This window comes from Achromobacter sp. (genome assembly GCF_050285585.1).
Classification (GTDB): domain Bacteria; phylum Pseudomonadota; class Gammaproteobacteria; order Burkholderiales; family Burkholderiaceae_B; genus Achromobacter.
Map to the genome: position 1 here is coordinate 327,302 of NZ_JBLZXF010000002.1, position 14,358 is coordinate 341,659.

The window sequence follows — 14,358 nt, forward strand, 5'->3', positions numbered from 1 at the left end:
GTCCCATGATCGATCGCTCCTCCACGCCTGCGGGCTTCAGCAGCCTGGATGCCGCCTCGCTGTCCCAGAACGCCCGCCTGCTGCAAGTGCGCACGCCGCTGGGCGACGCGCTTACCGTCGAACGCATGCAACTGCGCGAAGGCGTGTCCGAACTGTTCGCCCTGACCCTGGACTGCCTGGCGTCGTCGGCGGAGCTGGACGTGGAGCCGCTGCTGGGCAAGGAAATCAGCGTCGGCCTGCTGCTGGCGGACGGCAGCAGGCGCCTCTGGCACGCGGTGGTGGAAGGCGTGGACTCCCTGGGCGCCGATGGCGGGCTGGCGCGCTACCGCCTGCACGCCGCGCCCTGGCTGGCCACGCTGCGCCTGCGCCGCGACAGCTTCCTCTACCAGGACAAGCCGGTCACCGACATCCTGAGCGAAGTGTTCGCCGATTATCCGCTGGCTTCCTTCGCGTTCGACATCACCGAGCCGCCGGCGCCGCGCCCGGTGCGCACCCAATACCGCGAAACCGACCTGGCTTTCGTGCTGCGCCTGATGGCCGAGGCGGGCCTGAGCTTTCGCTTCGACCATCAGCAGGGCGAACAGCAGGACGGCGCCTCAGGAGGCGCGCAGCATCGCCTGGTGGTGTTCGACGCGGGCGCCGCGCATCCCGCCAATCCCGCCGCCACGCTGCGCTTCCACCGCAGCGACGCCACGGAAACCGAAGACAGCGTCACGCGCTTCGGCGCCGCTCGCGCCATCCAGCCCAATGCCGTCACGCGCGCGGCCTGGAACGACCGCGCGCTGCTCGCGCATGGCGCGCACGCCCAGTCCGGCCTGGATGCGGGTTCGGTGCCGCCGCTGGAGGACTATGACTACGACGGCCACGGCCGCTATATGGACGACGCCGGCGCCGAGCAACGGGCCGCGCGCAGCCTGCTGGCCCACGAGGCGCGCATGGTGCGCTTCGACGGCGGCGGCACGGCGCGCCAGATGTCGCCTGGCCATGACTTCACGCTGACCCAACACGACCGCTACGCGGCAGGCTCGGGCCAGGCGGTCGACGAACTGGGCGGCAACCGGTACACGCTGCTGCACGTGCTGCACGAGGCCGCCAACAACCTGGGCAGCCAGGCGGCCCAAGTGCTGGGCGCGGCCGACCTGGAACACGGCGCCTACCGCAACACCTTCAGCGCCCAACCCGCGGCGGCCGCGCTGCTGCCCCCCTGGATCGCCAAGCCGACCGCCCCCGAAGGCCTCGTCGCCGTGGTGGTGACGGCGCAAGACGAAGCCATTTCGTCCGGGCGCGACCTGCGCATCAAGGTGCAGTTTCCGTGGCAGCGCGGACGCCGCCCCCTGCCGGGCGGCCTGCCCCACCGCAGCCACGGCGACGACGAAGGCAATGCGCCGGGCGACGACAGCTCCGGCACGTGGCTGCGCGTGGCCGGCGCCCAGGCCGGTCCCAACTGGGGCGCGCACCATCTGCCGCGCCAGGGCACCGAAGTCGTCGTGGAATTCCTGGACGGCGACATCGACCAGCCCGTGGTCGTGGCGCAGCTCTACAACGATTCCGATCTGCCGCCCTGGTCGGCCGGCGTGGACGCCGAGGCCAACCACCCCGGCACGCTAAGCGGCTGGCACAGCCGAGGCCTGGACGGCGAAGGCCACAGCCAATGGCTGTTCGACGACACTTCGGAACAGGTGCGCACGCGCCTGTCCAGCTCGGCCGCTGCCTCGCAGCTGGGCCTGGGCCATCTGGTCCAGCAGGCGGCGGACGAATCCAGCCGCGGCGATTGGCGCGGCACGGGTTTCGAGCTGCGTTCGGACGCCTGGACCGTGGTGCGCTCGGGGCAGGGCATGCTGCTGTCGGCCAATGCGCGGCCAAACGCGGCCTCCACCCAGGCCGACGCGAAAGAGGCGGTGGCCCAGATGCGCGGCGCGCAGCACGCCGCGCAGCGCATCAACACCGCCGCCGCGCAGCGCCAGGCGCGCGAACTGGCGGCCACCGGCCAGTTCGATGCGCAGATCAAGGCCTTCGACCCCACGGCCGACGGCCGCTATCCCAGCAGCGTGGGCGGCCAGCAGGCCGTCAAGGCCAGCGGCGGCGAACGCACCGGCACCGAACCGGTTGAACGCATCGACGGCGCGCGCATGCTGGTCGACGCGCCCTCCTCCCTCAACCTGTCCACGCCCGCGTCGGCCATCCTGCACGCGAGCGAGAATCTGCACGTCACCGCGCAGGAAGACGGCCACGTCGCCGCCCGCCATACCTTCGCCAGCGCTTCGGGCAAGTCGACCAGCCTGTTCGTGCAGGATGGCGGCCTGCGCGCCATCGCGGCCAACGCGCCGGTCTCCCTGCACGCGCACACCGACATGCTGGAGATGCTTGCGGGCCAGGACGTCACCATCACGTCGACCACGGATAGCATCGAAATCCTGGCGAACGAACGCATCACTTTGCAGGCCGCGAACGGCAGCATCGTGCTGGACGGCGGCGACATCCTGTTCAAGGGGCCGGGCATGTTCTCGGTCAAGGGGGCCTCGCACAGCCTGATCGGCCCCGGCAGCGATGCAGCCGCGCTGCCCGCGCTGCCGTCGACCCAGGTGGGCGACCCCATGATCGTGAGCGCCGAACTGGTGCACCGGGCCAAGGCGCAGGCGCTGGCCAGCCTGCAAGCCGGGGCGGCCCAGGCCAGCCATGCCACCGCCGGCGCAAGCGGGGCGGCAACCGGCCCGGATATCGCCGCAACGGGCGCCGCTGCGGGCGGCGCCACGGCGGCCGAGCCGGGCCTGGCCGGCCGCGCATCCGCGCTGGCGGGCCAGGCTGGCAATCTGGCCAGCAGCGCCGCGCAAACAATCAAGAGCGCGTCCTCCGCCGTCACCGGCGCCATCGACAACGCCCGGCAAACCGGCGCCGACCTGATGAATGGCGCGGTGCAGAAGGCCGGCGAACTGGCGCGCTCGGCCGCCAACGCCGTCACGCCGTCGCTAATGGGCGGGCCCGGAGCGGGCCTGGCCGGCGCGGCCGGAAACGCAGCTGGCGCCAGCGCAGGCACGGCCGTTTCCGCGGCGGCGGATACCGCCGTCGGCGCAGCCGCCGCGAACGCCTCCGGGGCCACGGCCTCAGGCATGGCGGCCAGCGCCGCCACCGCCGCCTCCTCCGCGGCGGGCACTGCCGCGGGGTCTGCCGCCCAGGGCGCGGCCTCGGGGCTGCTGAGCGCCACGGCCGCGGGCGGCGCTTCCGCCTTGTCGGGCGCGAAGGACATGCTTGCGGCCGCCGGCGACGCTGCCGGCAAGATCGGCGAATTCGTGAACCCCGCCATGGCGCAGGCCCTGACGGGAGACGGCGACCGGGGGTCGGCGATCGGCGCGGCGGTCAACGGCCTGCTGGGATCGACCCGGGCCGGACAATACGGGCTGCCGGCGGTCGCCAGCGCCATCATGCGCGCGCCCAGCCTGGACGCTTCCGCCTTGCCCGCCGTGGCAAGCGCGGTCCTGCAGTCTCCAGCCGTGAGCGGCTCGGGGCTGCCAGCGGTCGCCGCCACCGTGATGCGCACGCCGGGCTTCAGCCCGGACATGCTGCCCTCGTCCGTGACCAGGATCCTGCAGACGGCGGGCGTGCTGCCGCGCTCGGGAACGCCGCCCTTCGCGCCACCGGGCACGCCCGGAGCCGCCGCCCAAGGCGCGGCAGGCGCGCAGGATGCCGGCGAGGCCGCCGTCTCCAATGCGCTGACCACCTACCGCGGCCAGACGGGCGCGCACCTGCAGTTCGTGAACTTCACCGAAGAAGACGGGTTCTGGAACGACGGCACCGTCCTCATCAGCGAGGACCGGCAGACCGCCAAGCCCAAGATCCGCGTCAAATTCAGCAAGGCCGCCGTCCACAAGTTCAGCATCAAGGTGATCGCGGGCAAGAACAACATCGCCTACTCGCAAGCCGAAAAGGGCCGTCACGCCCCCTACCGCGACCCGAACGGCAAGACGTTCCAATACCAGACCGATCCCGACGGCACCAAGGTCGTGAACGATATCGCGCTGCCGGCCGCCGGGCTCAATACCTATACCTTCGAGGTCCGGGACGCGCGGAACCAGCGCATCGCCACCGAAACGGTGGAGACGGCCCGCCGGCTCTACATCCAGGAACTGGTGCTGCCCGGCCCCGACCCCATGGCGCGCGCGCAGGACAACAGCGCGGCGGTCGCCGAGTACCGCCGCCATGGCATCGATGTCGCGCATCTGCCGGTGCGGCAGGGCGCGGGAAATCCGAACTATGACGTAGACCAGGCCGACGCCGACCTGCTCCAGCGCCAGGCGAGAGCGATCTACGATCAATCCGAAGGGCCGGACCACGAGCCCTACACGATCGTCGTCTGCCACGTGGAACGCCTGGCCTTCAAGGCGCCCCAGCACACCATCTACCGGGACGCCTACGCGGGCCCGGGCGAACGCAAGGTCTATGTGCCGCTGGTGGGCGGCGACGGCGCCTCCCATTTCCTCTGGTACGGCATCGACAACGACCCGTGGTTCCTGAGCGCCACCTACGAATACACGGACGCCTCGGGCCAGGTCCGGCGCATCCCCATTCCGCCCGATCGCGTCTTCCCGGTGCCTCAAGACCAGGGCAAGCCCCTGGAATGCCCGGGCGTGGGCGTGATCGTCGATGGCCTGACGCCGACGCGGACGCTGGGCAAGATCCACCTCAACGTGCAATTGATGGACTCGGCAGCCACCGGCGTGGCATTTCCGGGCACCAATCTGCTATGCGTCGCGGCCCGCACCCCCTGGGATCCTGCGGACCCCGCAGGCCGCCAGCAGACGCTGGTGCATGAGATCGGCCACCTGATCTATATGGTGGCCAGCGGGCCGGCGTGGGCGCAGGCGAACGGCTACGAGGACGACGACTCGCACCTGGACGCCTCGCCCTACTTCTACTCGTCCCACGGCCGCCATTGCCACTTCGGCCTGGCCAAGCTGGCCAACGTCGAAGACTATGCCTACGAATCGGGCTCCTGCGTCATGTTCGGCATCAGCGGGGCCCCCATACGCTTCTGCCCGACCTGCGCCAAGGCCGTGCGCAAAGTGGACCTCTCCAATGGCTGGCCTTCCTTCTAACCGCGCGCCGCGCTGGCGCCCGCTGCTGGCCGCGCTATGCGCGGCCGCCGGCCTCATGCTCGCGCCCGCGCCCTCCGGCGCCTCGCCGCCCTCGCCCATGACTACCGACTGGATCGATCCCCCCGCCTTCGCGACCGCCCCCGTGGGCACGACCCGCGAACACGCCTGCATGCCTGCCAACCGGGCCGACAGCGACCCCCAGCTGCACCTGGCCGGCCCTCGGCGCGTCACCCTCCAGGCCGCCGACAAGCTGGTCGTGCCGGTCTGCGCGCGGGGCATCATCCCCGTCACCACCAACATGCCGCCACCTGCCGTCGTCGCGACGGACAAGGCCACCGGCAAGGTCTATCGCGGCATCGCCTATCAGCGCAAGCGGCCGCAACCGCGCGGCATGGATATCGATATCGCGCCAGGCTCGGTTCCACCGCGGGATATACCGATCGAGCCCGGCGTCAGCGTCGGGACGCAGTTCAGCACCGACGTGGCCGCGGCCGCCGGGCTGCCGAAGCAGGAAGCCGTCTACGAGGTTTACGTGGAAGCCAACGGCCTGCGCTCGAACGCCGTCACGATCGAGGTGCGGGCCGCGCAATAGCTGCCGCCCTTCAGCCCGGCCCGGCGCTGCCGGGCCGGAACATGCGCAGCACGCGATCCCGGATCGATCGCCCATAGGCCCAGCACCACACCGCCAGGGCCAGCATGGCGACCAGCAGATAGGCGCGGTGCTCCACGGGCACGGGATTAAGGGCCGACAAGGTCAAGAAGGGCTCGAAGCCCATGAAATCGCTGGCGGCGAGCGTGCTGAAGAACAGGGCCAGGACCGGCCCCGTGAAATGCGGGCGCTCGCCCCGCGTGTCCTTATCCGCCCATGCGAACCAATGGATGAAGCGAATCAGCTGAATCGCCACCGCGCATAGCGGGACGACGACGGCGAGCAGCAGGACGATAAGGGCGACGGCGACTTGAGGAGGAAGCATGGCGGCATTTTAGCGGCTGCCGCCTGCGGTCCCTATCGCCTCCACGGCCCTGGCGAAATCTCCCGGCTTGCGTCCCGGCCTGGCCAGCACCGCCGCGATCTCCGGATCGGCATCGAAATTCGATGCCACCGTGAAATACAGGTACATGTATTGCCGCATGTCCTGCTTATCCTCAATGCGGTACTTGATCCAGGCTGTCTTGGCCACCTTGGCTAAGACACGCGCGACTTCGTATATGTCCCGATAATTCTGCAGGGCATCCCGATGCTGTGCATACAGCCAGCGGGTGCTATCGACGATGGGAATGCGAACCTGCCCCAGCAGCTTGCGGCTGAGCGCCATTTCCATGTGCTCATCCGGATAGATGTGCAGTTCGAGATACAGCGGACCGTCTCCGGCCGGGATGGCCGAAGCAGGGAAATGCACCGGCGTTTCCTTGTCGAAAACCTGCTCGTCGTACTTGCCATCGTGCATGTGCTTGATGGCTTCTTCCCCGTCCACGCCGCTCCATCGCACCTTGAAATCGGTGCCTTTCAGCTTGTAGCAGCAGGTCACCGAGCCCTCCCCGCCCCCCACGCCAATCGAACCCGTTGAAGCCGAGTTTCCCTCGGAGTCCGTAATCTCGATACTGTCCAGGTCCCAGGGCGTGTAGTTGTACGTGATGAAGGACAAGCCTCGATAGCTGGGCTCGCCATTGCAGCCCGCCAGCATTCCCAGGCACGTCAGTGCGAGGATCAGGCGCTTATGCATTTTCCCATCGGTCCATTGCAGTCATTGGTTCGACACCCAGTCGCCGCTGTTCCAGACCGATTCCGGCGCGTCCGCGGGCTCCGGCATTTCTGTTTCCGTCGCATAGCGGGCCTCCACTCGATCCGCTGCGGTAAAGCGCAACAGCAGCACGGCGGCGTTGCCTGGGCGCGGCACCTTCAATTCGACGCTGTGCGGATAACGCGCTTCGTTGTCATTCATCGGCCCCCATACCACCTGGACGGGCTTATTCCGGCTGTCCGGCCCATAGAAGCAAGCGCCCGAAAGGGGCCCGGCGGGCGCCCCTGAGGCTCTCGCGACCCGATCGCCCGGGAACGCGCCGGACGAATCTTCCAGGCGATAGCCGATATCGGCGTCCGTGTCGTTGCGGGCTTCGCAGAGCAAAACCGGCGGCATGAGCGCGGCATGCGCCCAACGGTAGACAGGAGGGCCAACGACAAGCGCAACGCCTGCCACCGCCAAGGCCAGTACCGCCCAGCGCCAGCTGTGTTTCGGCTTCATGCCGCATTCCTCCGATCAGATCCGGCGCCCAGGGGTTCGATGTCGTTCCCCTTGGCGCTAGGGACGAACCGGCACGAAGGTGCCCAGCTTGGCGTTCAACTGGTCGATCCGGGCCGCCGACTCGGTATCGCTCTTCAGTTTCGCCTCTTCGCTCTTGAAATCGGTCTTGCCGAAGATGTCCTTATCGCGCACCCGGAAATACATAGACGTGCTGGCGAGCAGGTGGTCGGGCCAGCTGCTCAGCATGGCGTCGTGCACGAGAAAATCGAACAGCGCCATGACCTTGGGAGGCAGAGGATTCGTTCCCGTGCTCGCCTCGCGCCAGACCTCGAGCAAGCGCCGCTGCGTCGCGCGCTTGGCCTTCATGTCGGCGAAAGGATCTTTCGGCTTGTCCTCTTCCGTCAATTCGCCGCCGTGTCGCTTTATCATTTCGTTGCGCAGATTCTGGGGGTGCCGGGGGTTATCGATGCCCAGCTCCCAGCTATCCATGACGCTCGCATGGCTGGGAAAGGCGCGCCGGTATTCCTCCTTGCGCCGCTCGGTCTCGGCATCCTGCCGTTCCGCCTTTTCGAGTTCACGGTATTCTTCTTCGAGGCGCTGCCATAGCGGCTTGAAGCGCTGCGGCGGCAGTTCGCCGCGGCTGGCGACCGCGCGGTTCCAGCGCTCTTCCCTTAGCGCTCTCAGTTCATCCAGGCGAGCCGTGTTCTCCGGTTTCTTCCTATCCTCCTCAGACAGGGCCAGGACGCGGCGGTACTCTTCGTCGTAGGCCTGCTCAGGCGTGAAGAAATCCCGATCCTGTATCCATTTTTCGGCCGGATCCGACAATTCCGCCTTGAAGACCGGATCCTGGTAGCGCACCGCGAGCCAGCGCAGGAAGACCTCCATGTGCGGCATGAAGTCGACGCCAGGCTGGTACTTCACGACGCCGCGATAGGCCTCGACGAGATCGGTGATGTAATAGCTTTGCCCTCCGTCCCTGATCTGGGAGCCTAACGAAAACTTGTCGTAAGTCTGCGGACGCTTGGCACGCAACTGCTCCATGCTGTAGATGCCCACGCCATTCGACAATGCGGCATTCAGCATGTCCCGTAGCGGCACCCGCGACAGTTCCGTGCGCGAGCCCAGCGAACCCTCGGGGCTGACGCCCATCACGTCGCCGCTGGATCCCGGGTACAGGTATTGTTCCCCCCGGGTCTTCTCCAGGCTGTCCAGGCGCTGATTCGCACGCAGTTCGTGCGCGGCGGCGAAATGCATGCATTTCGCCACGGCGCCAGGCACGGTCAGCGTACGGTCCTTGTGCGTTTGCTTGATAAGGTCCGTAAATGGCAAGAACCCGAGGAAGGTGCTTTCGTCCATGATGGACGACACCGAATCCAGCAGGCCCAGGAAGCGTATCTGGATCTCGGCGCCGCGCGCGCCGTTCTGCCCCGGAAACACCAGGTCCTTGTCGTGGCGGCGGCGGTACTTCTTGACGACGTCGTTGACGAACTGACGGGCCATGACGCCGCCCCGGTCGCCGCCGAACACCGAAATTTCGATCCGCCGCACATTGTTCATATCGGCGCTTACCGCTTCGTGGGCCGCTTTGAGCTGGCGCAGCGCCGCGTCCACGCGCCTGTCCACGCCCGTGCCCATGAGATAGGCCACGGTCTCGTTGTCGCGTATGATGGGAACGCCTTCCAGCGCGGTGGATTTGACGATTTCCTTGCCCGCCGTCCACGCGGCCTTCAGCGGATTATTCTTGAAGCCGCGCCAGAATCCCCGGACGGTCCCTTTTGCGCGGTTGGCCATGCGTTCCGGGTCCCACGCATTCCAGATCCGCACAACCTTGTCGGGCAGGGTCTTGACGTCTTTCACGACGTCCTTGTAGGCCTTTACCATAGGCTGGAAAGAACCTTCCTTGATCGCTTTCTGCACCGCGCCTTGCGCTCGTTTCAAGGCGTCATGCTCAGGGATCTCATCGACCCGCGTAATATTCTTGGCCGCGTTTTTGGCGTTCTTGACCGTCTCGCTAAGTACCTTCTTGCCGGCTACCGTCGCGCCGTAGATGAAATCGTCTATCTTCGCGTCCTCGTTCAGGTCCGTGCCCAGCCCCGAATAGTAGAAACGGAACCAATATTGATTCACTGGCCGGTCTTCATCCTCGTGCGCATAGTGCGCCTCCCAGAGGCGGCAGATATTCGAATAGAACGTAGGATGCTTCCTGTCCAAATCCCGGTGACGGCCAAAGCCATCGAAGAAGAATCCGATGCGTATCACCGCGCCGCATTCGTTGCAGTCCTGCTTGGGATAAGCCGCCTCGTTCTCCGCCATTTTCTTGAGCACGGAGGCCGGCGTGCGATTCACCTGCGGCATTCCTCCGGATTCCTTGTCAGCCATTCTTGTCTCCTGGCGCCGTGCCCGCCGCCTTCAGCCTGGCGATTTTCTCTTCGGACATGGACTCCACCGCCTGCGCGAAATCTCCCGGTTGGCGTCCTGGCCTGGCCAGCACCGCGGCGATCTCCGGATCGGCGTCGAAATTCGACGCAACCGTGAAATACAGGTACATGTATTGCCGCATATCCTGCTTGTCCTCGATGCCATACTTGAGCCAGGCCGTCTTGGCCACCTTGGCCAAGACACGCCTGACTTCGGAACTGTCTCGATAATCCTGTAGGACATCGCGGTGCTGTAAATACAGCCACCGGGTGGTATCGACGATGGGAATGCGAACCTGCCCGAGCAGCTTGCGGCTGAGCGCCATTTCCATGTGCTCATCCGGATAGATGTGCAATTCGAGATACAGCGGCCCATCGCCAGCCGGGATGGCCGAAGCGGGAAAGTGCACCGGCGTTTCCTTGTTGAAAACCACCTCGTCCAACGTGCCATCGTCCAAGTGCTTGATGGCTTCTTCCCCGTCCACGCCTCTCCATCGCACCTTGAAATCGGTGCCTTTCAGCTTGTAGCAGCAGGTGACTGAACCCTCCCCTCCACCCGCGCCAATCGAGCCCGTTGAAGCCGAATTCCCCTCGGAGTCCGTGATCTCGATACTGTCCAAGTCCCAGGGCGTGTAGTTGTACGTGATGAAGGACAAGCCTCGATAGCTGGGCTCGCCATTGCAGCCCGCCAGCATTCCCAACCACAGCAACAAGACAATCAGGCTTTTACGCATCGTTCTCCTCCGCCCGCGGCAGGCTGTCCCACACCGCGTCAGGCACATCCGCCAAGGCTTGCGACAGGCCCGGGCCCCGGCCCTTGAATGCGCGCAACGCCGGCTGAATCGCCTCGTGTTCATCGAAACGCGGGGAAATGGTGATTCCCCACGCCACATAATCCAGCATGTCGCGCTCGGTCTCCACACCGTAGCCGCGCGCGCGCGCCATCTGCTCCAGCACGCGCTCGTACAGTTCGTCTTGCCGCAGGCCGCTGCCCAGCACTCCCAGATAGAGCCGGCGGATCTGCTGGGCCAGCTTGTCCGGATAATCCAGCTCCAATAGGGCGAGATGCTGTTCCAGCGTGAACGGATGCGGCCGCGGCAGGCCGGCAACGGCCTGCCGGCCGGCGCCGCGCCCCTTCCATTGGGCAAGCTCCCCATCGCGGCGCAGGTAGCGCACCAGGTTCATGGGCGCCAGGAAGCATTCGCGTTCGGCATCGCTCCAGACCTGGAACGCCCGGTCGAGGATGCGGCTGTCGTAGAAGTGCAGGTAGTATTCGCGGCCGTCCGGCAGGCCGTAATCGTTGAAATAGGCGCAATGCGCCATCAGTTCGGCCAGGGCCAAGGGCGACAGCAGGTAGGTCACCGCGAACTGTCCGCCATCCGTCTCGTGCAGCCTGCGCAGCATGCGCAGCAACTCGGAGGTATACGGCTCATCCGTGCCGCGCAGCAACTCGGCGCGCGCCAAGTCGTCGACCTCGATCAGCAAGGGTTCGATTTCACCGTAGACGGCCAGTTCGGTGCCCAGCCAGACCGAGCCGTAGCTGAGTTCGGCGCTGGCCCGGACAGGTTCGGCCAGTTCCGCCCGGCCGCGGAAATCAACCAGCAGGTAGGCATTCGCCGGCACGCCTGCTTCGGTGGAAAGGGTGTCCGCCTGCCGCAGCAGATCGCCAAGTAGGGCTTCCCAATGCTTCATGGCGCGCCCGGCCTCAAGCCTTGTCCGTGATGGACTGCACACCATCGTGCGCATCCAGCACGCATTGCTTGCAGACGGTGTATTGGGGGAAGGCGTAAGGCATGCGGTCCGGCCCCGAGAACTGCTTGTTCCCGGTCTTCACATCGATCCTGCCCGGGGCGGTCACCGTGATGTTGCCGCCTTCGAGCACAATGCTGGCGCCCGCCGCCGTCGCGATGCGGATCCGCTTGGGCGCCGCGCATTCGACGGAAGTCTGGGCGCTGCCTATCCTGATGTCCTTCTGCGCCTGGACGCGCAGGATGTCGTGCTGCGCCTGGACGTCCACATTGCCCTTGGCCGAGATCAGGTCCAATCCGGAGTCCGCCCCGCCCTGCTGCAGGCCGGCCACGATGCCCAGCCCCTGGCCGGTGTGCAGGCGCAGCGCGCCCATCACGGCCAGGTTCTGGTCCTTGCCCGAGGACCAGTGCACGGCTTCGCCGGCGGTGTATTGCATATGCTGGCCGGCGATCTGGGCGAGGCCGGCGCGGGCGGCCATCAGCACCACCGGATCGGTGGGGTGCGGCACTTTTCCTTCTGCCGCCTGCGTGTGCTTGGCCGATGCGTCGCCGCGCGCGCTTTCCAGGCTGTCGCCGGCGACGGTGCCCGACACGGTGCGGTGCATGGCGGCCAGGGGCGCCTTGCCGCCATCGAGCGCGCTCGCTTCCGGCCCCCGGGTGCCCAGCGCGGTTGCCAGGCGCAGCCCCTCGTGCGCGCCGGCCACGCTGTCCAGCGAGCGCGCCATCTGGTCCGTCTGGCCCGCCAGCGCCTGCAGGCCCGCGGCGTCACCCGCTCCGCTGGCGGGGCCGCCCGTGGAAACGTAGGTGCTGAGCAGCACGCCGGCGCCGCCGCGCACCGCGCCGTAGCCGTCGCTGCGCAGTTCCGCGCCCAGGCCGCGCAGGCCGCCGCGGTAGTTGCCGGCCTGGTGGATCAGGTGGCCCAGGTTCAGCTCGCTGGCCTCCTGGCTGCTCTTGATCTGCACGCGCAACTGGCCGTCGGTGTCGTCGAAGACGATCTGGTTGTAGCCGGCCCCGCCGAATTCCTTGCTTTTGAAGCCGCTCAGGGCGGCGGCGTTGCGGTGGTTCGCGTCGCCCGCGCCGGCGCCGTGCCAGGCGGGCGCATTGCCGGATGCCAGGTTGGCCTGCGCGCTGGGCGTGCCGTCGCGCGCGGCGGCGTAGACCTGAGTGTCGGCCTGGCCGCCCTGGCGGCCGCCCGGCGTGGCGGGCGTGCCGCCTTCGCCGCGGCCGTTGTACAGCGCGCCCACCACGATGGGCTGGTCCACGTCGTCGTCCAGGAAGCGCACCAGCACTTCCTGCCCGATGCGCGGCACGAAGCTGATGCCCATGCCCGCGCCGGACTGGCGTTGCGCCACGCGCACCCAGCGGCTCTTGGCCTCGCCGTCCTTGGCGTCGCCCTGCCAATGGAACTTGATGCGCACGTCGCCGCGCTTGTTGCGCAGGATCTCGTCCTGCTCCTTGGCTTGCGCGCCGCCTTCGGCATCGGTCACCACCGCGGTGTGCACCCCGTGCACGGAAGGCGCGCCGCTCAGGCGCGCGCCGCGTTCCTGCGGCAGCTCGGGGCGCCAGGGCCGGTCGCAGCGCACGGCTTCGAAACGATTCGCGTAGCCGACCTCGCGCGCCTTGGCCAGGACCGCGGCATCCGCCGACGGCGCCGCCGCGCCGGCTTGCGGCTCGCCTCCCGGAGGCGGCGGCGCGTCCTCGTCCAGCAGCAGGTGGGCGTCCAGCCCGCCCAGGCGCTGCGCCAGGGAAGCGCGCGTCTCGGGCGGCAGGTTGTTGATGCCCACGTGCTCGATGCGATCCAACGCGAATACCGGCTCGAAGCCGTCTTCGCCCGCCGGCCCCAGGGACGACATGGCTTGCAGCGTGAACCGCGTACCCGAACGGAAGGTGCGCACGCCGCCGCGGCCGATGAAGGTCTCGGCGCGGGCGCGCACGGCCTCCATGGCCAAGATGGCCTGACGCCTGGCCTGTGTCTCGTCGGCAAAGCCGCCGTGCCCCACGGGCTCGTACCATTCCAGGCCCGCCGCGTCGTCGTCGCCGTTGGCCGGGTTGACCAGCGCCTCGGCCGCCACCGCCCGCTTGCTGCTGTCGTGCCAGCCCAGGACGGTGATGCGGTCCGGCACGCGGCGGCGCTGGCGCGCCAGCGCCTGCACGGTGTCGCGGGATTCCGTGGCGTCGGCGCGATGAAAGCGCACGCCGCCGCCGGCGGACTCCTCGTCCTCCTGCAGGCCGCGGCTGTCGGTGAAGATCAAGAGCGCGTGCCTGGCCGGCACGTCTGCATCTTCCACCACGGTCCATCCCAGGCCCGCCTCGGCCAGCAGGCGGCTCAGGAATTCGTAATCGGTCTCGCGGTACTGCGTGACGTAGGGCCGCGGCGCCAGATCGGCCAGCGCCGGTTCCACGTCGGGCGCGATGCGGTAGGCATAGCCCTCGTATCCGTCCAGCACGTGGCGCACGATGTCCAGCACGGGCTTGGCTTCGAAAATGCGGCTGGTGCGGCGCTGCGTGGCCAGCCACAGCCATGGCGCGACCGTCAGTCGATAGCGCGCCAGGCCGGCGTCGCCGGACAGCAATTCCGCTTCGCGGACCACGCCGCTGCGGCTGGCGCGGCTGCCGTCCGCGCGCGTGGTCCACAGGGTGAGCGGGCGGGCGATCATGTCGTTCAGGGACAGACCGGCGCTGTCGGCCAGCGCCACGATGCGCATCTGCGCCACGACCGACAGCGCTTCGCGCCCGATCCAGCCTTCCACCTGCAGCGACGCGAGCGCGCCCTCGCCTTCCAGGCTGTAGAGGCGGGCATCGGAACTGAACAGGCCGGCGGTCGCGGTCGAATCCATTGCGGGTAAAACCTTTATCTAGG

9 protein-coding genes are annotated in these 14,358 nt (G+C 67.7%); 2 read left to right on the forward strand and 7 right to left on the reverse strand.

The features are described 5' to 3' along the window. The first annotated feature begins 5 nt into the window (after nucleotides 1-5). Nucleotides 6-5,090, forward strand: coding sequence for a type VI secretion system Vgr family protein (locus ACN6PJ_RS04715; RefSeq protein WP_427994739.1), 5,085 nt, complete (start codon nucleotides 6-8; stop codon nucleotides 5,088-5,090). Next, nucleotides 5,071-5,682 (forward strand): hypothetical protein, encoded by a 612-nt coding sequence (locus ACN6PJ_RS04720; RefSeq protein WP_427994740.1) that lies wholly within the window; start codon nucleotides 5,071-5,073, stop codon nucleotides 5,680-5,682. The genes ACN6PJ_RS04715 and ACN6PJ_RS04720 overlap by 20 nt, the downstream gene beginning before the upstream one ends. 10 nt (nucleotides 5,683-5,692) lie before the next feature. On the opposite strand, the gene ACN6PJ_RS04725 is transcribed toward ACN6PJ_RS04720, so the two are convergent. The 7 genes from ACN6PJ_RS04725 to ACN6PJ_RS04755 are packed head-to-tail and all read right to left on the reverse strand — an operon-like array spanning nucleotide 5,693 to nucleotide 14,335. Continuing rightward, nucleotides 5,693-6,064: a hypothetical protein gene (locus ACN6PJ_RS04725; protein ID WP_427994741.1), complete on the reverse strand. Its 372-nt coding sequence runs from the start codon at nucleotides 6,062-6,064 to the stop codon at nucleotides 5,693-5,695. A 9-nt stretch (nucleotides 6,065-6,073) separates the two neighbouring features. Further along, nucleotides 6,074-6,814, reverse strand: a complete 741-nt coding sequence (locus ACN6PJ_RS04730; RefSeq protein WP_427994742.1) for a hypothetical protein — start codon at nucleotides 6,812-6,814, stop codon at nucleotides 6,074-6,076. Between the two features lie 21 nt (nucleotides 6,815-6,835). After that, nucleotides 6,836-7,333 carry a hypothetical protein gene (locus tag ACN6PJ_RS04735; protein WP_427994743.1) on the reverse strand — a complete coding sequence of 166 codons (498 nt, stop codon included), beginning with the start codon at nucleotides 7,331-7,333 and terminating at the stop codon, nucleotides 6,836-6,838. Between the two features lie 57 nt (nucleotides 7,334-7,390). Beyond that, nucleotides 7,391-9,712 carry a hypothetical protein gene (locus ACN6PJ_RS04740; RefSeq protein ID WP_427994744.1) on the reverse strand — a complete coding sequence of 774 codons (2,322 nt, stop codon included), beginning with the start codon at nucleotides 9,710-9,712 and terminating at the stop codon, nucleotides 7,391-7,393. Beyond that, a complete protein-coding gene (locus ACN6PJ_RS04745) occupies nucleotides 9,705-10,484 on the reverse strand; it encodes a hypothetical protein (protein WP_427994745.1) in 780 nt (259 codons plus the stop codon). The genes ACN6PJ_RS04740 and ACN6PJ_RS04745 overlap by 8 nt, the downstream gene beginning before the upstream one ends. Continuing rightward, a complete protein-coding gene (locus ACN6PJ_RS04750) occupies nucleotides 10,477-11,442 on the reverse strand; it encodes a DUF4123 domain-containing protein (RefSeq protein ID WP_427994746.1) in 966 nt (321 codons plus the stop codon). The genes ACN6PJ_RS04745 and ACN6PJ_RS04750 overlap by 8 nt, the downstream gene beginning before the upstream one ends. Nucleotides 11,443-11,455: 13 nt before the next feature. Then, nucleotides 11,456-14,335 (reverse strand): type VI secretion system Vgr family protein, encoded by a 2,880-nt coding sequence (locus ACN6PJ_RS04755; protein ID WP_427994747.1) that lies wholly within the window; start codon nucleotides 14,333-14,335, stop codon nucleotides 11,456-11,458. Nucleotides 14,336-14,358 lie beyond the last annotated feature (23 nt).

Bases quoted from the DNA above. Each gene is read 5' to 3' on its own strand.
- ACN6PJ_RS04715 (WP_427994739.1), top strand. From the start codon at position 6: ATGATCGATCGCTCCTCCACGCCTGCGGGCTTCAGCAGCCTGGATGCC.
- ACN6PJ_RS04720 (WP_427994740.1), top strand. From the start codon at position 5,071: ATGGCTGGCCTTCCTTCTAACCGCGCGCCGCGCTGGCGCCCGCTGCTG.
- ACN6PJ_RS04725 (WP_427994741.1), bottom strand. From the start codon at position 6,064: ATGCTTCCTCCTCAAGTCGCCGTCGCCCTTATCGTCCTGCTGCTCGCC.
- ACN6PJ_RS04730 (WP_427994742.1), bottom strand. From the start codon at position 6,814: ATGCATAAGCGCCTGATCCTCGCACTGACGTGCCTGGGAATGCTGGCG.
- ACN6PJ_RS04735 (WP_427994743.1), bottom strand. From the start codon at position 7,333: ATGAAGCCGAAACACAGCTGGCGCTGGGCGGTACTGGCCTTGGCGGTG.
- ACN6PJ_RS04740 (WP_427994744.1), bottom strand. From the start codon at position 9,712: ATGGCTGACAAGGAATCCGGAGGAATGCCGCAGGTGAATCGCACGCCG.
- ACN6PJ_RS04745 (WP_427994745.1), bottom strand. From the start codon at position 10,484: ATGCGTAAAAGCCTGATTGTCTTGTTGCTGTGGTTGGGAATGCTGGCG.
- ACN6PJ_RS04750 (WP_427994746.1), bottom strand. From the start codon at position 11,442: ATGAAGCATTGGGAAGCCCTACTTGGCGATCTGCTGCGGCAGGCGGAC.
- ACN6PJ_RS04755 (WP_427994747.1), bottom strand. From the start codon at position 14,335: ATGGATTCGACCGCGACCGCCGGCCTGTTCAGTTCCGATGCCCGCCTC.